The organism is Bradyrhizobium sp., assembly GCF_030654605.1.
Classification (GTDB): Bacteria; Pseudomonadota; Alphaproteobacteria; order Rhizobiales; family Xanthobacteraceae; genus Bradyrhizobium.
In genome coordinates this window covers 1-20,986 of record NZ_JAURXB010000011.1, presented here as the reverse complement: position 1 = coordinate 20,986, position 20,986 = coordinate 1, and the positions used below count along the sequence as shown (strand labels likewise).

19 protein-coding genes and 1 tRNA gene are annotated in these 20,986 nt (G+C 64.8%); 13 read left to right on the top strand and 7 right to left on the bottom strand.

Annotated features, from left to right (window positions below; all coding sequences use genetic code 11):
• Positions 1-318 precede the first annotated feature (318 nt).
• Entirely contained in the window at positions 319-618 is a 300-nt protein-coding gene (locus tag Q7U29_RS00785) for a hypothetical protein (RefSeq protein ID WP_304737390.1), read from the bottom strand.
• A gap of 1,110 nt (positions 619-1,728) precedes the next feature.
• Here Q7U29_RS00785 and Q7U29_RS00780 point away from each other — a divergent pair.
• The 3 genes from Q7U29_RS00780 to Q7U29_RS00770 all read left to right on the top strand — a co-directional run bounded on the left by Q7U29_RS00780 (position 1,729) and on the right by Q7U29_RS00770 (position 5,651).
• Positions 1,729-1,929, top strand: coding sequence for a hypothetical protein (locus Q7U29_RS00780; RefSeq protein ID WP_304737389.1), 201 nt, complete (start codon positions 1,729-1,731; stop codon positions 1,927-1,929).
• Positions 1,930-2,112: 183 nt separating this feature from the next.
• The gene (locus Q7U29_RS00775) at positions 2,113-3,072 is read left to right on the top strand and encodes a hypothetical protein (RefSeq protein WP_304737387.1); all 960 of its coding nucleotides are present in this window, start codon (positions 2,113-2,115) and stop codon (positions 3,070-3,072) included.
• Positions 3,073-3,479: 407 nt separating this feature from the next.
• Positions 3,480-5,651, top strand: a complete 2,172-nt coding sequence (locus tag Q7U29_RS00770; protein WP_304737385.1) for an AAA family ATPase — start codon at positions 3,480-3,482, stop codon at positions 5,649-5,651.
• A gap of 346 nt (positions 5,652-5,997) precedes the next feature.
• Here Q7U29_RS00770 and Q7U29_RS00765 read toward each other — a convergent pair whose 3' ends face one another.
• From Q7U29_RS00765 to mnmA, 5 genes are all read right to left on the bottom strand, one after another.
• Positions 5,998-7,947, bottom strand: a complete 1,950-nt coding sequence (locus Q7U29_RS00765; protein WP_304737383.1) for a hypothetical protein — start codon at positions 7,945-7,947, stop codon at positions 5,998-6,000.
• 119 nt (positions 7,948-8,066) lie between these two features.
• Positions 8,067-8,143, bottom strand: a tRNA-Met gene (locus Q7U29_RS00760).
• 128 nt (positions 8,144-8,271) lie between these two features.
• Positions 8,272-8,613 (bottom strand): hypothetical protein, encoded by a 342-nt coding sequence (locus tag Q7U29_RS00755; RefSeq protein ID WP_304737382.1) that lies wholly within the window; start codon positions 8,611-8,613, stop codon positions 8,272-8,274.
• Between the two features lie 62 nt (positions 8,614-8,675).
• Positions 8,676-9,314, bottom strand: a complete 639-nt coding sequence (locus Q7U29_RS00750) for a class I SAM-dependent methyltransferase (RefSeq protein ID WP_304737380.1) — start codon at positions 9,312-9,314, stop codon at positions 8,676-8,678.
• 32 nt (positions 9,315-9,346) lie between these two features.
• A complete protein-coding gene (mnmA, locus tag Q7U29_RS00745; protein WP_304737409.1) occupies positions 9,347-10,537 on the bottom strand; it encodes a tRNA 2-thiouridine(34) synthase MnmA in 1,191 nt (396 codons plus the stop codon).
• Between the two features lie 372 nt (positions 10,538-10,909).
• Between mnmA and Q7U29_RS00740 the strand changes: the two genes are divergently transcribed.
• The 8 genes from Q7U29_RS00740 to Q7U29_RS00705 all read left to right on the top strand — a co-directional run bounded on the left by Q7U29_RS00740 (position 10,910) and on the right by Q7U29_RS00705 (position 19,062).
• Positions 10,910-12,517, top strand: coding sequence for a flagellar hook-length control protein FliK (locus Q7U29_RS00740; protein WP_304737378.1), 1,608 nt, complete (start codon positions 10,910-10,912; stop codon positions 12,515-12,517).
• 10 nt (positions 12,518-12,527) lie between these two features.
• On the top strand, positions 12,528-13,232 hold the full coding sequence (locus tag Q7U29_RS00735; RefSeq protein WP_304737377.1) for a flagellar hook assembly protein FlgD: 705 nt from the start codon (positions 12,528-12,530) through the stop codon (positions 13,230-13,232).
• Between the two features lie 229 nt (positions 13,233-13,461).
• On the top strand, positions 13,462-13,737 hold the full coding sequence (locus Q7U29_RS00730; RefSeq protein ID WP_002714638.1) for a DUF1153 domain-containing protein: 276 nt from the start codon (positions 13,462-13,464) through the stop codon (positions 13,735-13,737).
• Positions 13,738-13,930: 193 nt separating this feature from the next.
• Positions 13,931-15,547 (top strand): flagellar basal-body MS-ring/collar protein FliF, encoded by a 1,617-nt coding sequence (gene fliF / locus Q7U29_RS00725; RefSeq protein WP_304737375.1) that lies wholly within the window; start codon positions 13,931-13,933, stop codon positions 15,545-15,547.
• Between the two features lies 1 nt (position 15,548).
• Complete coding sequence (gene fliG / locus Q7U29_RS00720; protein WP_304737373.1) at positions 15,549-16,631, top strand: flagellar motor switch protein FliG; 1,083 nt, start codon at positions 15,549-15,551, stop codon at positions 16,629-16,631.
• Entirely contained in the window at positions 16,631-17,278 is a 648-nt protein-coding gene (locus Q7U29_RS00715) for a FliH/SctL family protein (RefSeq protein WP_304737371.1), read from the top strand. Before fliG ends, Q7U29_RS00715 begins: the two co-directional genes overlap by 1 nt.
• Positions 17,275-17,625 (top strand): flagellar motor switch protein FliN, encoded by a 351-nt coding sequence (gene fliN / locus Q7U29_RS00710; protein ID WP_304737369.1) that lies wholly within the window; start codon positions 17,275-17,277, stop codon positions 17,623-17,625. The genes Q7U29_RS00715 and fliN overlap by 4 nt, the downstream gene beginning before the upstream one ends.
• A 57-nt stretch (positions 17,626-17,682) precedes the next feature.
• The gene (locus Q7U29_RS00705; RefSeq protein ID WP_304737367.1) at positions 17,683-19,062 is read left to right on the top strand and encodes a sigma-54-dependent Fis family transcriptional regulator; all 1,380 of its coding nucleotides are present in this window, start codon (positions 17,683-17,685) and stop codon (positions 19,060-19,062) included.
• 165 nt (positions 19,063-19,227) lie between these two features.
• Here the strand turns inward: Q7U29_RS00705 and Q7U29_RS00700 are convergent, their stop codons facing one another.
• Positions 19,228-19,383, bottom strand: coding sequence for a hypothetical protein (locus tag Q7U29_RS00700; protein ID WP_304737365.1), 156 nt, complete (start codon positions 19,381-19,383; stop codon positions 19,228-19,230).
• A 246-nt stretch (positions 19,384-19,629) separates the two neighbouring features.
• Here Q7U29_RS00700 and Q7U29_RS00695 point away from each other — a divergent pair, with 246 nt between their 5' ends.
• Positions 19,630-20,013 (top strand): hypothetical protein, encoded by a 384-nt coding sequence (locus Q7U29_RS00695; protein ID WP_304737364.1) that lies wholly within the window; start codon positions 19,630-19,632, stop codon positions 20,011-20,013.
• A gap of 158 nt (positions 20,014-20,171) precedes the next feature.
• Positions 20,172-20,986: aminotransferase class V-fold PLP-dependent enzyme (locus Q7U29_RS00690; RefSeq protein WP_304737362.1), on the top strand; the 815-nt coding region annotated here is incomplete at its 3' end.

The window sequence follows — 20,986 nt, the reverse complement described above, 5'->3', positions numbered from 1 at the left end:
CCCTAATTTGGCCGCCGGATTGTCACCGAAGGGCAACGGATCACGCAAATTGAGCGCTGCTTATCGATTGAAGTCCGAAGGCATTTTCAAATTTTTTGGGGTGCGCGAGGCGCGTCGTGCCGGTTGCGGGCCACTTAGTGGAGAGGGCCGCGTCGGCGAGATCCAGGTCCCTCCATGGACCGGCCCGCTCTCAGGAGCGGTGGACGTAGAATAGGTACTTCCCGGCCCTATCTTCGACAAACCTTTTAGGCGGTCATAGTTAAAATGCGTTAATTATCGTACTGGCTGAAACTCCTCACACCTGCGCGCGATTACAGCTTATGAGTTGGCCGCGGCGGTTGCGACCGCGGCGATCGCCGAGTGGACCTGGGGATCTCTGACGGCTGCGGCGACCGCGCGAACCGTCGCCTTGCATCCAACGATCATCATGAAGTTGATCTGGGTCTCACCGTCCTCCTGCATACGCCTTGCTCGTTCGGTCGCTTTCCGCTTGGACTCCTTCGTAGCGTCAGGCGCCATCAACGCAGAAATCTTCTTCATGCCTTTTCGGCGTAAGAGGTCGGTGAGCGGCTCTTCGTCCGTCTCTTCCTGGGACTGGTTTTGCTGGTGTGCGGTCATGGGAACCTGGACTAGTCCGTGACTAGTCTAGTCACACCTCAGTGGCATGCTGTTCATCGAGATCGTGGCAGGGATCCCGGCATGGGCGTCTAGCAAGATCTTGGCGCTCAGAAATGGCAGATCCGCCGCGAGAGCCCCACGGCACGAGCCGATCGATTGGTCAGCCATGGCCCCCTTCTTTGTGAGCGATCCCAACGAGACCGCACGCTAAGTAAGTCTGGAGCCACCGCGGCTTCAGCCTGGAACGTCTTTAGGTTTGGGGTGTCCGAATTCTGGACTCAGGTTTCGACAAGCAAGGCTGCCACCACGGCGCAGGGATCACCTTCTTGTCCGGCGTTCTCCGCGGAAACGGCCTAACCGGCACCGGCGTCATTTGACTTCAGGCATCCCTTCCCTGGTGCCTGCCGACCACGCTCAATCGTGGTTGATGCGACCGCAGGGGGACAGGCGTCATCCTGCTCGGCCGTCAGCGTGGGACGAGCGCCTGACCCAAAACCCAATCTGGTTAGGCCGCCCGCTAGGGAGAGCACCGGACGAGAGGGACACTCCCGCGAGATCGGGCTTACCTTCAACGGCCTCTCCAAAAATAACGTTTAATCATAGAGGGCGTCGCGCGTCAGCTGCGTCGCTGTGCGGACTGACGCCGCCGCCGCTGGCTGCTCGCGCTGTGGTTCCCGGGGAGATCAAGGTGCAAAGCGAGTAGACTTGTTCACGACCAATCCAGCAATCATGAGATGAGAGGGCCGACTAGTCGACGACTAGTCCAACAAACTGAACCGAAGGAGTGGACTAGTCCCACGACAAGTCCGGCAACCAGCGCGCGCGACAGAAAGTACGGCCAGGCCAGCGGCGTGACCGACGAAGGTGATCACCAGGCGCAGTCCACGCCCCGCCAGCCGTCCAATCCGACATAGATGGCCTGTCAATAAATGAGCAAAATTCTCCCTACCTTATTAACCTTGAGCACGAGAGAGCGATGCCGGAGCTGGTATCCGTGGAAGACGTCCCTATATTGGCCGTTGCCGTCGCAGCCCTTGCGAAGGCGGCTGCCGCCCGGTGCTGGAACACCGGACGACAGCCTAACCACAACCGACTTTACAGGAGTCAGTCATGGCTAAGCGCCACTATAGCCCCGATTCGGGGCGCAATTCCCATCCCTCTGCTTCGATGACTTGCGTGGATGACCCCGTGCGGCATCGCGCTTTGTCCGTCACCCGCTCGGTGGCTGGCGCCGCCTTGGCGGTGGCCGGGCACACCACCGCTGTGGCCACGAAGGCCGCGTCGTTCATCAACGTCACTCCGAACAACTAGGATCGGTCGATCCGACCGCGCCGGTGTCGCTGAACGCACCGGCGTTCAATCATCGATCCCACGTTGTAGTCGTCCTTGCCGCTTTGCGGCTCGGCCGAACGTTACCGCCTTGCCTCCGGCAATGCGGTCGGCGTGCGATCGAGATTCGGTCTGGTCACCGATCCCTCAGGAAGGGATCTCTACATGTCGTTTTTCCGTAATACATCTTCGGCGGCCACGGCCGGAGCCAGTTCTACCCTCATCCATCGCACTAATGGCGACGTCGCCGGCGTGCGCGAGGCGATTGACGAACTCACCGGTCTCACCGTCACCGCTTTCCCGATGACGATGATCCGGGAGATCATGCCGGCTCGCGCCATGATGACGGCCGCCTACGTGCTCGCCGGTTTCCGCCGTGTCTATATGGGTGAAACGACCCGGATCGGACGCAGGCTCTATGATCACAGCGTCGATCAGAGCAAGTCGTTCGCGTCCGAGGTCTTCGTCATCACCAAGTTCGGGCTCGACCCGCTCGGCAAGGTGGCGGCGCTCTACTTGCAGGCGCACCTCACGCGAGCGGCGGAGGACGCAGGTCTCGTCAGGGTGCAGAAGGGCACCGGGGCTCAGGCTATTGACCCGCCGCTGCGTCACGCAGCGCCGTACTTCCAGATGGCGATGATCGCCGAGCGCCTGTTGTTCGACGCCGGTTGCGTCGCTTTTCACGGCGGCAGCGCCGCGGAACCCTTCGTGCAACCGCATGACGCCGCCGGACTGACGCCGACCCTCGACATCGAGGACGACGCTGCTCCGATCGAGATCGGCGTCACGGCGACGCCGGGCGGTGCTCCCGAATACCAGCTCGCCTATGGCGACCTGTGGGCGCGCGGCTACGCCGCCGCCACCGGCTTCGTCGTGACGGCCGGCTCGGAGGTTCGCCGCGAGGTTAACCAGAGCGTCAACCCGATCCTGCACACGCGTCGCGATGAGCTCGCGGAAGCCGGCGTGCTTGCAGGCATCCCGGGTCTCAGCGACCGGCAGCGCTTGACGGTGTCCGTCTGGTTTCCCTCCCCCGCCATCGCCGCAAAGGTCGTCACGGGCGCGCACGTGGCCGGCTCCAAATGGGCGGCGGTGATCGACCCCCGCCCCTTCGTGCTGGAGGCATAGGGGATAGAAGCCATGCCGAAGATCGAGGTCATCGACTGACGAGATCCCACGGGTGGGAACGTGGCCCGGCGAGGCAGCGCCACGCTCCGGCGTGGTGAGGCGAGGCGGAGGGCTCCGAAAGGAGCCCTCCCGATACTCGAATGAATGACCGCAGTCGATGCGGCTTTCCGAAGTACAGCAACAGGAGATCGTCGACAACATGGCCATTTCCGACAACACGCTGATGGAGGAGCAGTCCTCCAGACGGCAGGACGCGACTGATCATCAGCCCGGCAGGCTATCCGGGCCAAACCCGCTCCTTCAAGCCCGCTTTCGTGGTCGAACTGCCGGATGACTGATCCCCACCGGCGCCGTTGCCGACCGTCTCGTCACCCCGCTCGTTTCCCTCTCGCCGCGACCGCAGGTACATGAAGAACGAAATCAATCAGCCCCCGACGCCGGAAGCGGAGCCGAACCAGACGTCCCTGCGCAAAGAATCGGCTCCGGAATCGGCGCCGGCCACCACGACCGGAAATCAATCGGCTCCGCGGGACGAAGAAGCCGGTCGCAGGTCCACCGGCTTCTCCCGTCTGGCCCTGCGCAGTCTGCCGCCTGAGGAACAGCACGAGGGCGAAGCCGACCTCGATGTACCGACCGAGGATGACGACGATGGCGATCCTGCCGCATCGCCGGTTACCGGTGCCGGCGGCAACGTGCCTCGGGATCCTCGCAAGGCGCTCGTCGCCGCAGCGATGGCCGCGGCGATCACGCCCACGATCGAAGAGGGGCTACGCGGCCGGGCGACGCTGGCTCTGGTGGTGTCCGTTCCGGCCGCCGATTGGATCGCGCCGGTGACGGAATTCTTCCAGCAGCGCCCGTTCGGGAGAGAGTGGCTGCGCTTCGCGCGCGATGGCTCCGAGCGCCTCCGTCACAAGGCGTCCGTGGGCAACGACGAGGTGGCGTCCGCCCTTGCGGGGGGACGGTCGGTCGTCGGCATCGCCGTCAATCCCGAAGCAGTGCTTCCGGCCACCCTGGTCGCCGCCGCGGACCAGCGGATCAAGGTGAGGCTCGACAGGTCCGCGGTCGGTCGAACCATCCGCGCTCTGTACGACGAAATTCCGCCGCTCATCGACGACGCCCACCTGGTCCGTCTAGAACTCGAGGACGTCGTGGCCGCGATGCGGCCGGACGCCGGCGCGCGCGAAGTCGCAGCGCGTATCGCCGCAGCGGCGGAGGGCCGCGGCGGGGTCGGAAGCATCGACGACGTGCCGGATCTCGCCACCGCGGTCGAGTACGGCGCCGCCAGGGATTGGGGCCTCGCTCTGGCGCGCGACATGCGCGACTATCGTGCGGGTGTCCTCAGCTGGAGCGCGGTGGACCGCGGAGCCGTCTTCTTCTCCGGCCCCGGCATGGGGAAAAGCGTTCTCGCAAGGAGCATCGCGCGGGCATGCGAGGCCACCCTGGTGGTCGGCAGCATCGGCGAGCTGTTCGCGACCAGTTCCGGCCATCTGGATGGTGTGATCAAGAGCATGCGCGAACTGTTCGCGCGTGCCGCGGCGGCCGCCCCCTCGATCCTCTTTCTCGACGAGATCGACGGGCTGCCGTCCCGCGAGTCCTTGGACTCCAGGGGGCGGGACTGGTGGATGCCCGTCATCGAGGACTTCATGCTGCAGTTGGACGACGCGACCAGTGGCAGGCGTGAGGGCGTCGTGGTGATCGGTGCGACGAACCGGATCGGCGCCGTCGACCCGGCGATCCTCAGGCCCGGGCGGCTCGAACGAGCTATCGAGGTGACAGCGCCGGGCCCCGATGGCATCCTCAACATCCTGCGCTTTCACGTGCGCGGCAGCCTCTCCGACGAGGAGTTGCGCACCGCGATCGGACCGCTCGATGGATGCACGGCAGCGGAGATCATGGAGACCGTACGCAGCGCGCGCAGGAAAGCGCGGCAGGCCGGGCGCGACGTTTCGATCGGCGACCTGAAGGATGCGGCCCTGCCGGAGCCGGACTTGCCGCCCGAGGTGCTCTACAGGATCGCGGTGCACGAGGCAGGGCACGTCCTGTCCGCATATTGCTGCGGGCTCCGGGTGAAGTCGGTTCGGATGGGCGGACGGGACGGTGCCGGCGGCGTCACTCGTATCGAGAAGTCCGCCGACATGGTCACGAGGCACTGGATCGAGCAGCAGGTCGTCGGTCTGCTTTCGGGGCGCGCGGCGGAGATCGTCCTGCTTGGCGCCGCCTCGATCGGAGCCGGTGGCAGCGAGCGTTCCGATCTGTCGGTCGCGACGCGCTTGCTTGCGGCGATGAACCGCTCATACGGATTGGGAGACGACGAACTGATCTACCTCGCCGATGCGGACGGCGCCCACCGCGAATTAGGTCGCGATCCTGTGGCGCGCCGGCGGATCAATGACGCGTTGAGGCGGCTGCAGGCACGCGCCGTGGACATCGTCCGCCGCCACCGCGCACAGGTCGCCGGCGTCGCCGAGGCCTTGCTCCGTCGGCGCTTTCTTTCGGCCGAAGACATCGACGTCATTGTCGGGCCGGATCAGCCTTCGCCCGAATGCGTCACGCCCGCTGGCTCCGGAAGCCGGCCATGAACATGATTCCGGCCTCCCGCAATCGCATCGATGACCTCGAACGCTGCGCCTCGGTTACTCCAGGCGAGCGGCGAATATCGGGTCCTTCGGCGACTGCGCTTGACGACGGCGCTTCCTCTTCCCGAAGGAGTACTGACGCGACGGGGTCGTCGACGTCGGGACCGCCGGCCTGGATCCGGCGACGGACGAGGTTCTCGAACTCGCCGCGTTGGCGTTCGATTTACTCGATCGACGGAGCGTCCGTCTCGGCCATGGCGCCGTTTGGTCAACTGCGGGATCCGGCCCGTCCCCATTCCGCCGGACGTGACGAAGCTGACCGGCATCACGGACGAGATCTTGAGAGCTGTCAGCGGTACTGTTTTGCACGCTCTTCCAAAGCATCCTGCAGCTTTGTGTCACCGGTCCGCTCGTCGTTGCGCCAGGCCTCAACGACCTTGAGTTCCCCACTGTCAGCCTTGCGTTTGGCATCAAGCAGGATAACCGACATACGGTCGATGGTCGGATTGGAGAGTTGCAGAATGACGTCCGCCTGTTCTTCGGTGATGCTTTTCGGGCCGTAGCCGCCCGGCGTATCGACCGCCGGCGCGTGGCCCATCACGACCCTGCGCGATCGATCCGACAGACCTTTGACATCGTCGATGAAGCCCTTGAACGTATGCCGCGCCGAATAGAGGGCCAGCCCCTCGCGCGTCATCTTGAATTTCGACTTCACGTACTGCCAGGATTTTGAAGCAGCCTGCGACCAGCGAATCTCCCCGGTCGGCAGAACGTAGACCTTCCAATCCGGAAACAGCCATTGTTGACTTGCTTCATCGGCGAGCTTCGCGATCTGAATGGCCGTCAGCTTGTCCTTGCCACCTGCTTCCGAAAATTTCCGCGCCAGGTAGTGCTCCACGATGGCGTCACGCTGGCGAAGAAGACCCAGTTCGGTCAGCAGCGGATGGACCGGAATCCACCGGAAAGCATTCCTGGTTTTGGCGTCATTGCCGCCGGGCGCCGTATCGGCGGCGTCTTCGCTGCCGTCGCCATCCTCTTCGCCTTCGGCCAGCAGGGAGCGTTTGGCGAAGCGGAAATGCCACTTATCGTAAAGCGAGGCGATATCCACGCAGCGCAGCTGGGAGATCTCGCCGGGTCTCATGCCGCACAGCAGCTGGATCAAGACCGCCCAATAGAAGAAGGTCTGGCAAAAGAAGCGGCCCGCGACCCAGGTCCGGCTTATGCTCGCGCACCCCGTGAACAGCGGTCTGCTCAGAAACTCCAGCAGTTCACCCTCATGAAACGCATCGCGTTCGACCGCGGGCGGGTTCTTCTTGGAGCTGCTTGAAAAATCGGGGGCCGGGCCTGGCACATACCCGTTGTCGATCAAAAACTTCCAGAACGTGTTCAACCCGGTGCGATAGCGCTTTCGCAGCGTGGACGCAGATACCCGCGTCAGTTTGGTGGTCTTCCCGTCGGCATCCACGATGGAATAGTTTGTTGCCTTCGCGATCGACCAGCGCTGGAAAAGTGACCGCTTGTTTGCCGGAATGCCCTCTGGGGTGGGTATCTCGGGCATCGCCTGCTTGAGTTGAACGATCTGATCGGGTCCAACGTCTTGCAGGCAGGGATCGCCCCACAGGTCGATGGCGAACTGAACGACGGGGGCGATGTCATTGCCGGCGCTTCGGTCACCATCCTCGCCTTCGCGCCATTTCAGGAAGGCGGCGAGCACCGCCGACAAGGGGCTGCGCTTGTCCCCTTTTGTCTCGGGAAGGCTGGCAAGCGGGCTTCCCAAGGCGGGCTGTGAAATCGCCACCCGAGCCGTCGCCGCAGGATCGGCCCCTTGATGGAAAAGCTCCCGGCGTCGCCGCTCCAGCTGCCCTTCGACCGTGGCGGCCTTGGCGCGAATGTTCGCGGCTTTCGAATTCTCCCGAACCAGCCCGACGAAATGTTCGTCCCAGCCCGGCACCACGTTGTTGGGCTTAAGACCCAGCCGCCGCACCCGGTACTGGGCTTCAAAGGCCACGAGTTGAAAGGCGGATCGCTCAACGTGGCCGGCCTCGTCCCGGGCCGGCTCAACGGCCAGCGTCTGCAGCCGGGGCCATAACGCCCTTAGTGCTGCCTCCGGATCGTCTGCCGCCTTTACGTTTAACATCCACGAGCCTATGCGGGCCGCCCTGGCCGCGGCGACCTTGTAGTCGGCCGTGCGAAGGCTGATCCGAAACGCTGACGTGGAATTTTTGGCGAGGCAAGCGGGCCAGCGCGCTCTAAACAGATATCTGCCTTCACGGCGCGAAATGAATGCGGAACGACCCAATCGAACAGACTCCTACTGTGTCCAAACCATGAGACACAGCGTACGCCGCAAAACCCGGCAAAGCGTCTGATTCGTTGATTTCGTTGAAGATTTTCGGGAGTTGGTACCCCCACAGCTATTGGTAGCGAGAGAGGGACTCGAACCCCCGACCCCAGGATTATGATTCCCGTGCTCTAACCAGCTGAGCTACCTCGCCACGGTTCACCGGTACGGCTCTCCAGATACCGCAGTCGCGAACGCGCGGCATATAAGAAGCCGGTCAGGGGCATGTCAAGCAAACCTGCGTGATGACCCAAGTATCTGCCAAGTGCCTGCAAAGCCGGGTTATTTCGGGCGGACCGTGGGGTCCCCGCCGGGGCTGCCGGGCGGCGGAATCACCGGGGTGTTGCCGGTTTCGGGGGTGGGCGCGCGGATTTCCGGGTCGACGCCGGCGGGCGGACACAATACCCCGTCCGACCGGGCCAGTTTGTCGGTGAGCGGCTCGGCCCGTTGGCCCGTGGTGGTGCCTTGCTGCGACGGCATCGGGGCACAATTGACGGCGCGATCGGGCGACGGCGGCGCGGTTCGCGCGGGCGGCGTCGCCCGCGATGGAGGTGCCTGGGCCCCCGCAAGGCTCGAAACCGCGATCAGCACGCATGAGAGCAGGAATGTGGATTTCATTCGCATACGGGAAAACCGCCCGCGGGCGCGAATGGTTCCCGGCTTTCCCGGTTAATGCGCCGCAGGTTTCAGGATTTGCGGTAGCGGATCAGCGAGAAATGACCCATCGGCGGCATCGGGCGGCGCTCGGTCAGGGTGACGCCGCCGTGTCTGGCGGCCCAGTTCACCAGTCGCGCCCAGGCAAATTCCGGCCGCCAGCCGAGCCGGCGCGCCAGCGGCGCGAATGCCAGCTCGAACAGCCGGCGTGGGCCGCTCTCGGCGCCGATGTGATTGACCAGGATGAGCTCGCCGCCGGGTTTCAGCACCCGGATGAAATCATCCAGCGTCGCTTCCGGATCGGGCACCGCGGTGATGACATATTGCGCCACCACCGCGTCGAAGAACGAATCCTTGAAGGCCAGGCTCTTGGCGTCCATCACGGCGAGCGTCTCGACGTTGTGAAGTCCGAGCGCGCGCACGCGGCCTTGCGCCTTGCGCAGCATCGGTTCGGAAATATCGACGCCGCACAGCTTCGTGGTGGACGAATAATCCGACAGCGACAGTCCGGTGCCGACGCCGACATCGAGAATCCGTCCGCCGATCTTGTCGGCTTCGGCGATGGTCGATTGCCGGCCGTGATCGAACACCTTGCCGAATACCAGGTCGTAGACCGGTGCCCAGCGCTCATAAGCCTTTGCGACCCCTGCGCGGTCGATATCTGCAGCCATGCCCCGCCCTGAAAATGTTCTGCCTGAAATTGCTATCCGCGCACGGCCTCGACCAGCGGCCGCGGTGCTGCGGCCTCGCGCGACGCTACCTTGGCCGTTGCGCTCCTGATGAATCCGCCACCGAGCACGCGCGCCTGCCCCGAAGGCGCATCGTAGAACACGCAGGCCTGGCCGGGCGAGACGCCCTCCTCGCCGGCGACCAGTTCGACTTCATAGCCGCGATCGGTCGCACGCAGCCACGCCGGCTGCGGCGCGCGGGTCGACCGTACCCGCACGAACATCTCGAGACCGTCGCCGACCGCGGATTCGAGCACGCCGTCGCCGATCCAGTTGACGTCGCGCAGCTGGATGCGATCCATCCGCAGCGCCTCGCGCGGACCGACCACGACGTGCCGGCTGGCGGCGTCGAGCCGCACCACATAGAGCGGCGCCGAGGAAGCGATGCCGAGACCGCGGCGCTGGCCGACGGTGAAGTGAATGATACCGTGATGCCGGCCGATGACCCGCCCGTCGAGATCGACGATGTCACCGGGCTCGACCGCATTGGGCCTGAGACGGCCGATGATGTCGGTATAGCGCCCCGTCGGCACGAAGCAGATATCCTGGCTGTCCTGCTTGTCGGCGACATCGAGATCGAAACGCCGCGCCAGTTCGCGCGCCTGCGGCTTGGTCATGTCGCCGAGCGGAAAGCGCAGGAAGTCGAGTTGCTCGCGGGTGGTCGCGAACAGGAAATAGCTCTGGTCGCGATCGGCGTCGGCGGCGCACACCAGCGCGCGCGATCCATCGGCGAGGCGGCGCGAGGCGACATAATGGCCGGTGGCGAGCGCCGAGGCGCCGAGTTCGCGCGCGGTCGCCAGCAGATCGCGGAACTTGACCGATCGGTTGCACTCGATGCAGGGCACCGGTGTTTCTCCCGAAGCGTAGCTCGCGGCAAAATTGTCGATTACCGACTCGCGGAAGCGGTCTTCGTAGTCGAGCACGTAATGCGGGATGCCGATCCGCTCGGCGACATTGCGGGCGTCGTGGATATCCTGACCGGCGCAGCAGGCGCCCTTGCGATGGGCGGCCGCGCCATGATCGTAGAGCTGCAGCGTGATACCGACGACGTCGTAGCCCTCGGACTTCAACAGCGCAGCCGTCACCGAGGAGTCGACGCCGCCCGACATGGCGACCACGATCCTCGTGTCCTGGGGACGGCCTTGCAGGTCCAGACTGTTGAGCATGGTTCCGGTCATCGATGCGATCGCGGCTGGGAGGGCTTCGCGATCAAAAGAAAAAGCCTTGCAGTTAGAGGGTCTTGCAGTGAGTTCCTGGGAGCGGTACCGGAAAAGCGGATCGGCATTTCCGGAAGCGTCGGGCAGGCAGCTCTTTAATATAGGCCGTATTCCCGTGAAGCAATCACGCCGGGCGGTTTTGCTCACCTGCCACGGCAAATCTTGCCGCCGGGCACAAAAGGGGGCGCCGCGCCGCCTCCGCAATTTATCCTGAGACCATCTAACCACCTGAAATCGCTATATATTATTTTGGACCCGAGGTGGCCCGGTCCTTGCTGATCTCTGTCCACCTTCATCCGCGAAAGGCCGCCCGTGTCCAGCGTGACAACAGATCCAGTACCCAACCTGTCCTTCCAGGGCGTGGTGACGTCGAAGTCCGGCAAATCCGACCAATCGCGCGGCAACGACAGTTTCGCGGCGCTGGTCGACAACAGCGCGCCTGCCGACAACAATAACACCCGCGCCGACAATAACGCGCGCGCGCAGGACCAAGCCACCTCGCAGCGCCGCTCCGACGACGACGCAAACGCTGCGGACGCCAGGCGATCGCGCGACACCGCCGCTGCCGACCGGGCGGCGCGGAGCGATTCAGACGACCGCGACGCCAGTGCCAGAAAGCGCGCCGACACCGCGGCCGATGCCGATGCGTCCCCGCGCGCCGGTGCGAAGCCCGCTGAGTCAAAGGCCGCGCCCGCGAAATCGACCGAGGATCGGGCTTCCGACCAGGCCTCAGCCACCGATTCCGCAGCCGATCAGGCTGCCCCGCCAGCGCAGGACACAGCGGCCGCGACGACATCGGACCCGGTTGCGGTACCGATTGCCACCGCCGCCGCGCCGACGGCTGCTCCCGCTGTTGCGCCGGCATCCGGCAACGCCACGGCGCCGCTTGCGATCGCGGCCGCCGCCATCGCCGCGGCCACCTCCGCGGTCGCGGCATCTGGCCAGACCAAAATCGATCCCGCCGCAGCCACGCCGGCCGCCTCGGGCGCCGATCCCGCCGCCAAGACCGATGCGAAAGCCGCGACGACTGCAGCTATCGCGGTGTCCGCGGATCAGCCGGCCACGCCAACCGACGCCAGCTCGGCGCCCGGCGTGGCAGTGGCCGCTGCCGTGGTCACGCCGAAGGCCGCCACGCCCGTCAAGACGCCGGTGGCCCAGGCCGGCACCGCGGCATCCGACGATTCCGCAGACTCCGCGTCTGTCAGCGCCGATCCCTCGGCCACGGCGATATCGACCGCGACCCCCGCCAGCACACAGCCGCCGGCCGTAGCCGGCAAAGCCCAGACCGGGCACGGCGTGGTCGACGTCGCGAAGGGGGATGGCGCCGCCGCCCCCTCGGCTTCGGGCGCCCAGGCAGCAGGCCGCGCCCAGGATTTCGTCCCGGCGGGTCAAGCTCCGATCGATGCCGGCGTGCAGGTCGCGGGCACCATCCAGCCACAGCTTCACTCCGGCTCGGCCGCAGCGAGCGCCGGTTCATCCCTGATCGCCACGCCGGCAAATGATGCGCCGGTGCCCCTGAGCGGGCTCGCGCTCGAGATCGCCGCGTCGGCACAAAGCGGCAAGAGCCGGTTCGATATCCGGCTCGATCCGGCCGAGCTTGGCCGCATCGATGTTCGCATCGACGTCGACCGCAACGGCGTCGTAACTTCGCATCTGACGGTCGAAAAGCCGGAAACGCTGTCGCTGTTGCGCCAGGATGCCGCCCAGCTGCAGCGCGCGCTCGATGACGCCGGGCTGTCGACCGGCAATGGCGGCCTGCAGTTCAGTCTGCGGGACCAGTCTTCATCCGGCCAGGACGGCGGCAACGAATCCGGACGCAACGCACATCGGCTGGTCGTAAGCGAAGAAGACAGCGCTCCGGCTGTCGTCGCGGGACGCACCTATGGCCGCATGCTCGGTTCGAGCAGCGGCGTTGATATCAGGGTCTGAGGAGGACACCATGGCAGTCGAAGCAACAATGCCGACGACGGTCGTATCGGCAGCGGCGTCGAGCACCGACAAGACCACTACCACCACCAGCTCGACGACGTCGACCGGGCTCGCGGACAATTTCCAGACCTTTCTGACGCTGCTGACGACGCAGCTGCAGAACCAGAACCCGCTCGACCCGCTCGATACCAACCAGTTTACCCAGCAACTGGTGCAGTTCGCGGGCGTCGAGCAGCAACTCAAGTCGAACGAACAGCTGAAGGCGCTGCTCGCGCTCGAAAAGAGCGCGCAATCGACCAATGCCCTGATCTATGTCGGGAACACCGTCGCCGTCGACGGCAGCACCCAGAAGTTCGACGGCTCCGCAACCTGGAACCTGAAGGCCGAGAAGAGCGCGACCGCTGCGATCACCATCACGAATTCGACCGGACAGACGGTCTATTCCGGCAACTTTACGCTGAGCAAGGGCAACGCCAGCTTCGTGTGGGACGGCAAGGGCAATGACGGCACCCAGCACCCCGCCGGCACCTACAAGCTGACCGCGACGGCCAAGGATTCGAACGGCAAGGACATCGGCATCGCGACGGAAATCCAGGGCATCGTCGATTCCGTCGATCTCACCGCCACCCCGCCGCTGCTCTCGATCGGCGGGGCGAACTACACCACCGATCAGATCAGGCGCGTGATCCGTCCGAGCACCGCCGCCGCTGCGTAAGCCCGGCCGCTGCGCTCACGCAGCTGCGCGCCTCGCCCGTCCAACCTCCACTCGCGATCCCTGCCCGGCCCGGCGTCTCCCCAGACGCCGGGCCGATCGGCATTTGGCGTTCATTTTCAAGGAGATTCGTATTGAAGGCTTTTTGAAGCCTTGGGCTTAGGCAAATTTTAAGCCGGGAGGCATATGTTTCTAATTGTGAGTTCAGTGGTTGAGAGTTTGTGAGTACGCCATGACAGAACCCCATCGCCCGAGGGTAAAATACGTCATCGGGCCTGACGGCAGTCCGTTAACAATTGCGGATCTGCCCGCGCCCGGGACCAAACGGTGGGTTATCCGCCGTAAGGCCGAAGTCGTTGCCGCGGTTCGCGGCGGCCTGCTCTCCCTCGAAGAGGCTTGCAGCCGCTACACCTTGACGGTCGACGAATTCCTTTCCTGGCAATTTTCCATCGATCAACATGGCCTTGCCGGGCTGCGCACCACGCGTATCCAGCAATACCGGCAGTAAATCGCCCAGGATCCGCGCAGGATCCGGGCAAGATCTGGCATTTGACGAAAATCGGCTTCGTTTGGCGAAGCCGATTTTTTTCATGTTGAACTTTTGCCACGGCTCTTAACCTTCGTTAACCATATCGAAACCATCCCATAGGCAATAATTGCCCAGTCGGCTCCCGGGGGCCGAATCTAGGGGCGGATTGGTTTTGCAGGGTCTGGTAGCTTTCCTGAAGGGTCTGGGCGCTTCGCGCCTGCTGGCGATGGTCGCGGTGACAACCGCGCTGATCGGCTTCTTCGCCTTTGTCATCATGCGCGTCACCACGCCGCAGATGACCACCCTGTTTACCGACCTCTCGACCGAGGACTCCTCGGGGATCATCAAGGATCTGGAACGCCAGGCCATACCCTTCGAGCTGCGCAACGAAGGCGCCCTCATCATGGTGCCGAAGGACAAGGTCACCCGGCTGCGCATGAAGCTCGCCGAGGGTGGCCTGCCCAAGGGCGGCGGGGTCGGCTACGAGATTTTCGACAAATCCGACGCGCTCGGCACCACCAGCTTCGTCCAGAACATCAACCATCTGCGCGCGCTCGAGGGTGAACTGGCCCGCACCATCCGCGCCATCGACCGCATTCAGGCCGCGCGCGTCCATCTGGTGCTGCCCGAGCGTCCGTTGTTTTCGCGCGAAACGCCCGAACCGTCGGCCTCGATCGTGGTGCGGGTGCGCGGGGCGCTCGAGCCGCAGCAGATCAGAGCCATCCGCCACGTCGTCGCCTCCGCCGTCAACGGCCTGAAGCCGCAGCGGGTGTCGATCGTCGATGAAGCCGGTCAATTGCTCGCCGACGGCGCCAAGGGCGACGCCGACAACGCCATCGGCGACGAGCGCCGCGCCGCCTTCGAGAAGCGGATGCGCAACCAGGTCGAGGCGATCATTTCCTCGGTGGTCGGCGCCGGCCGCGCCCGGGTCCAGCTCTCGGCCGACTTCGACTACAACAAGATCACCCAGACCTCGGACAAATACGATCCCGAGGGCCGGGTGCTGCGCTCGAGCCAGACCCGGGAGGAATCCTCCGCTACCGCCGAAAACGGCGGCCAGGTCACCGTCAACAACGAGCTGCCGGGCAACCAGAACAAGGACGCCGCGGCGGTCGCGCGCGACCAGAGCAAGAAGAGCGAAGAGACCAACAATTACGAGATTTCCCGCACCACCAAGACCGAAGTGACCGAGGTCGGCCGGGTCAACCGCATCTCCGTCGCCGTGCTGGTCGACGGCAGCTACGCCAAGAACGAAAAAGGCGAGCAGATCTACCAGGAGCGCAGCAAGGAACAGCTCGACCGCATCGCGACGCTGGTGCGCTCGGCGATCGGCTTCGACCAGAAGCGTGGCGACCAGGTGGAGGTCGTGAACCTGAAATTCGCCGAAGCGCCGGTGGTGCCGCCGGTGGCAGAGCCGGCCGGCCTGCTCGGCATGCTGCAATTCACCAAGGACGACGTGATGTACGTCATCGAGCTCGGCGTCATGATGCTGCTCGGCCTCGTGGTGCTGTTCATGGTGATCCGCCCGCTGGTCAAGCGCATCCTGGCTTCCGAAGAGGTCGCCTCGGCGAAGGACGGCGCGCTCCCGGCGCTGACCGACGGCAGCGACGCGGTCGACGCCAACGGCCAGCCGCTGCTCACCAACGCGACCGCACAGCTGATCGACGTCGCCCAGGTGCAGGGCCAGGTGCACGCCCAGTCGGTGCATCGCGTCGGCGAGCTGGCCGAACGAAACCCCAATGAAACCGCCACCATCGTTCGCCAGTGGCTATCGGAGCCCGCAGAGTAACATGGCCGTACCGCAAACCACCAACGCCAGCGACATCTCCACCGTCATCGCCAATCTGGCGAGTCGTCAGGCCAATCGTCCGCAGGGACCGAAGCTGAGCGGTCCGAAGCGGGCCGCGATCCTGATGCTGGCGCTCGGCGAACAGTATGGCGGCAAGGTCTGGTCGCTGCTCGACGACGACGAGGTGCGCGAACTGTCGATGCATATGTCGTCGCTCGGCACCGTCGAGGCCGACGTGGTGGAAGACCTGCTGCTCGAATTCGTCTCGCGGATGTCGGCGTCCGGAGCGCTGATGGGAACCTTCGACGCCACCGAGCGGCTGCTGACGCAGTACCTGCCGTCCGAGCGGGTCACCGGCATCATGGACGAAATTCGCGGCCCCGCCGGCCGCAACATGTGGGAGAAGCTCTCCAACGTTCAGGAAGAGGTGCTCGCCAACTACCTGAAGAACGAATACCCGCAGACCATCGCGGTGGTGCTGTCGAAGCTGAAGCCGGAACACGCCGCGCGCGTGCTCGCGATCCTGCCCGAGGACATGGCGCTGGACGTGATCGGCCGGATGCTGAAGATGGAAGCGGTGCAGAAGGAAGTGATCGAGCGCGTCGAACAGACGCTGCGAACCGAATTCATGTCGAACCTGTCGCAGACCCGCCGCCGCGACGCCCACGAGGTGATGGCCGAAATCTTCAACAATTTCGACCGCCAGACCGAAACCCGCTTCATCACTTCGCTGGAAGAGGACAACCGCGAATCCGCCGAACGCATCAAGGCGCTGATGTTCACCTTCGACGACCTCGTCAAGCTCGACGCCGCCTCGGCCCAGACCCTGATGCGCAATGTCGACAAGGACAAGCTCGGAATCGCGCTGAAAAGCGCCAACGAGGACGTTCGCGGCTTCTTCCTCGGCAACATGTCGTCGCGCGCCGGCAAGATGCTGCTCGACGACATGGCGGCGCTCGGACCGGTGCGCTTGCGCGACGTCGACGAGGCGCAGGCGCTGCTGGTCAACCTCGCCAAGGACCTCGCCGCCAAGGGCGAGATCATGCTGACCAAGAACCGCGCCGACGACGAGCTGGTGTACTGATGGCCGCCCCCGCAAAATTCCTGTTCGACATGGACTTCGGCGCCCCCGACAAGACGCGGGAGCGCCCTGCCACGCCGTCGGAAATCGCGCAGAAGATCGCCGCAGCCGAGGCCCGCGCCTATCGCGACGGCTTCGATGCCGGACAGCGCGAGGCGAAGGCGGAAAGCGACCGCCGCGCCGCGCTGGCGCTCGAGGAGATTGGCATCGGCATTCGCGGCATCGCGACGAATTTCGCCGGCATCGAAACCCGGATGGAGACCGAAGCGGTCGACGTTGCGGTGGCGGTGGCGCGCAAGCTGTGCAGCGAACTGATTGCCGGCGAGCCGCTCGGCGAGATCGTCGGGCTGGTCAGCGACTGCTTCTCGCATCTGGTGGCGACGCCGCATCTCGTGGTCCGGATCAACGATTCCCTCTACGAGGCCGCGCGCGAGCGGATCGAGCGGCTGGCGAAACAAAGCGGCTTCGAAGGCCGCCTCGTCATCCTGGCCGAGCCGGACATTCCGACCGGCGATTGCAAGATCGAGTGGGCCGACGGCGGCGTGGTGCTGGAGCGCGCGGCGATCGAAGCCAAGATCAACGAACTTGTCGGGCGCTACATTGCGTCCCGCGACCAGGCCGGCAATCCGGCACCGAGGACCAACCCATGAGTGACACCGACGCACAGGTTCCGCTTCCCGATCTCAACTCCGCAGACGCGCTGCCGGTCGATGACGTGGCCTATCTCGAGGACGAACAGGCCTCGCGCATTGCCGCCGACCTCGAAGCGGTATTCGACGTGCCGGTCCAGGTTTCGGCGGTGCTCGGCCGCTCCAAGATGGATGTCGGCGAGTTGCTGAAGCTCGGGCCCGGCACCGTGCTGGAACTCGATCGCCGCGTCGGCGAAGCCATCGATATCTACGTCAACAACCGGCTGGTGGCGCGCGGCGAAGTGGTGCTGGTCGAAGACAAACTCGGCGTGACCATGACTGAAATCATCAAGGCGGAACGCGCCTGAAGGCGCTCATAACGATACGGCTCGAAACGAGCGCGAACGGACGAACAGGAGAACATCATGCGGCTTCTCATCGTTGGCACCCTGAAGGGCCAGCTCACGACCGCCACCAAGATCGCCATGGACAATGGCGCTTCCGTCACCCATGCGGAGGGCCTCGACCAGGCGATGGCCGTGCTGCGCGGCGGCAAGGGCGCCGACCTGCTGCTGGTCGACGTCGCCCTCGACATCCGCGACCTGGTGATCCGGCTGGAGGCCGAGCACATCCATGTGCCGATCGTCGCCTGCGGCATTTCCAATGACGCCCGCGCCGCGGTCGCGGCGATCCACGCCGGCGCCAAGGAATACATCCCGCTGCCGCCCGATCCGGAACTGATCGCCGCGGTGCTCGCCGCCGTCGCCAACGACTCGCGCGATCTCGTCTACCGCGACGAGGCCATGGCGAAAGTGATCAAGCTGGCTCAGCAGATCGCCGGTTCCGACGCCTCCGTGATGGTCACCGGCGAATCCGGCACCGGCAAGGAAGTGCTGGCGCGCTATGTCCACACCCGCTCGCACCGCGCCAAGAAGCCGTTCATATCGATCAATTGCGCGGCGATCCCGGAGCATCTGCTGGAATCCGAACTGTTCGGCCACGAGAAGGGCGCCTTCACCGGCGCGATCGCCCGCCGGATCGGAAAATTCGAGGAAGCCACCGGCGGCACCCTGCTGCTCGACGAAATCTCCGAGATGGACGTGCGGCTGCAGTCCAAGCTGCTGCGCGCCATCCAGGAGCGTGTGATCGATCGCGTCGGCGGCACAAGGCCGGTGCCGGTCGACATCCGCATCATCGCGACCTCGAACCGCAATCTGGCCGACGCGGTGCGCGAAGGCACCTTCCGCGAGGATCTGCTGTTCCGGCTCAACGTCGTGAACCTGAAGATTCCGCCGTTGCGCGAACGGCCGGCGGATATTCTCGAACTGGCGCAGCATTTCGCCAGGAAATACGCCGACGCCAACGGCGTGCCGCTGCGCCCGATTTCGGCGGAAGCGCGCCGCGTGCTGAGCGCCAACCGCTGGCAGGGCAACGTCCGCGAACTCGAAAACACCATGCATCGCTCGGTGCTGATGGCGCAGGGCGACGAGATCGGGGCCGAGGCCATCCTGACCCCCGACGGCGACCGTCTCGACCTGGCGAAAACCGTGCCGGCGGTGGCGCACGCCACCTTTGCCGCCGAACAGGTGACCCGCGCACTGGTCGGCCGTACCGTGGCCGACGTCGAACGCGATCTGATCCTGGAGACGCTGAAGCATTGCCTGGGGAATCGCACCCACGCCGCCAACATCCTCGGCATCTCGATCCGCACGCTGCGCAACAAGCTGAACGAGTATGCCGACGGCGGCCTGCCGATCACGCCCGCGGGATCGGGCGACTATGGCCGCGTTGCCGCGACGGCGTAGCCCGTTCCCCGGACGCAGCGCAGCGCACTTGCGGTGCGCTGCTGATCCGGGGTCCATCGCAAATACGGAGCCGGACTTCGTGGGTCCCGGCTCTGCGGAGCAGCGTGCCGGACGATGCTTCGCATCGCCGGGAGCACGCTGCACCGCGTCCGGGACATGAGGGCGTCACGAATATTCAGGCGCGTCCGGCCTGCGGAAAATGTGGATCGGTTTGCCCGGCTTCAGGTCCTGCCCGGTGAACACGGCATAGGCGTACAGCGCGAGGTAACCGATCGCGAGCGCGCCGACGGCGTAGAATGCCCAGATCGCGACGCGCTTCATCGGGTCAACGCGCGGAGCGGCGCCGGGCCCGCAAACGCCATGGCGATTTGAAGAAGTTTGCGTTCCAAACGGGCAGTCCTGTTCGATTTCGACGGTGTGACTATAGGTGGCGGGCATCGCGGCCGCAAATGCGCAAGAGGCCGGCGTCCGCTCTCCGAACCGCGCGCATGCCGGTTTGCCTGAAGTTCAATATTGCCTCACTCAACCCCTTGTTGCTAAGATGTCTACAGCAACGGGAGAGCGATCATGGCCTTGTACGCGCAGACCAGCGGTACCCAGCAGACCAATTCCGGCACCTTCGTACCGATACCCGGCCTCACGCTCACGATCCCCGAAGGCGTCGACGCGTCGGCCCTCGTCATCCTGAATGTGCCGATGCCCTACGCGCAGGGAAACAATTATCCGGGTGGCACCTTCGGCATTACGGTCAACGGCACCGCGTCGCCCGTGATAGCGAGTTTCACCTACAACGACCAGAATCCGGGAAGCACCGGCCGCATACCGACGACACTGGTCGTGAGCGTACCCCTGGGCAACGCGGCGCAGACCGTTGCAGCGGTGTGGTACGGCGTGCGCGGCAGCACCGTCATCATCGACACCCCGGCAACCCTCAGCGCGATCCTCGATTAGGCCGGTCGCGGCACCTTCAGATCCCATGCAGCAGCCGGCGGGCGGAAGGCAGACTTCCGGTCGCGGCAAGGGAAATGGGCTAACAAGACCGGTGCTTTTGTGGCACATGGTGCTGCCGTCCGAATATCAGGACGAACTGCACCATTTCCGAGATCGCCATGCCCGCACCCAAGCCACCCGCCTTCGAGACCCTGAGCCTGCACGCCGGCCAGCGTCCGGATCCCGTCACCGGCGCACGCGCGGTGCCGATCTACCAGACCACCTCTTACGTGTTCCAGGATTCCGAACACGCCGCGGCGCTGTTCAATCTGGAGCGCGCCGGCCACATCTACACCCGGATTTCGAATCCGACGACGGCGGTGCTGGAAGAACGGCTGGCCGCGCTGGAGAGCGGCGTCGGCGCGATCTGCACCGCGAGCGGCATGGCGGCGCTGCATCTGGCGATCGCCACACTGCTCAATGCCGGCGACCATATCGTCGCCTCTTCCTCGCTCTATGGCGGCACCATCAACCTGCTGGCGCATACGCTGCCGCGCTTCGGCATCACCACCACCTTTGTGAAACCGCGCGAACTGGAAGCCTTCCGCTCCGCAATCCAGCCCAATACGCGCCTCGTCATCGGCGAGACCATCGGCAATCCCGGCCTCGAAGTGCTGGACATCCCCAAGGTCGCCGCCATCGCGCATGACGCCAATATTCCGCTGCTGATCGACAACACCTTTGCGACGCCCTATCTCAGCCGGCCGATCGAGCTTGGCGCCGACATCGTGATGAATTCGGCGACCAAATGGATCGGCGGCCACGGCATCGCGATCGGCGGCGTCATCGTCGATGGCGGCCGGTTCGACTGGCGCGCTTCCGGCAAGTTTCCACAGTTGACCGAACCCTATGCCGGCTATCACGGCATCGTCTTCGACGAGCAATTCGGCCAGGCCGCCTTCATCATGCGGGCGCGCACCGAAGGCCTGCGCGA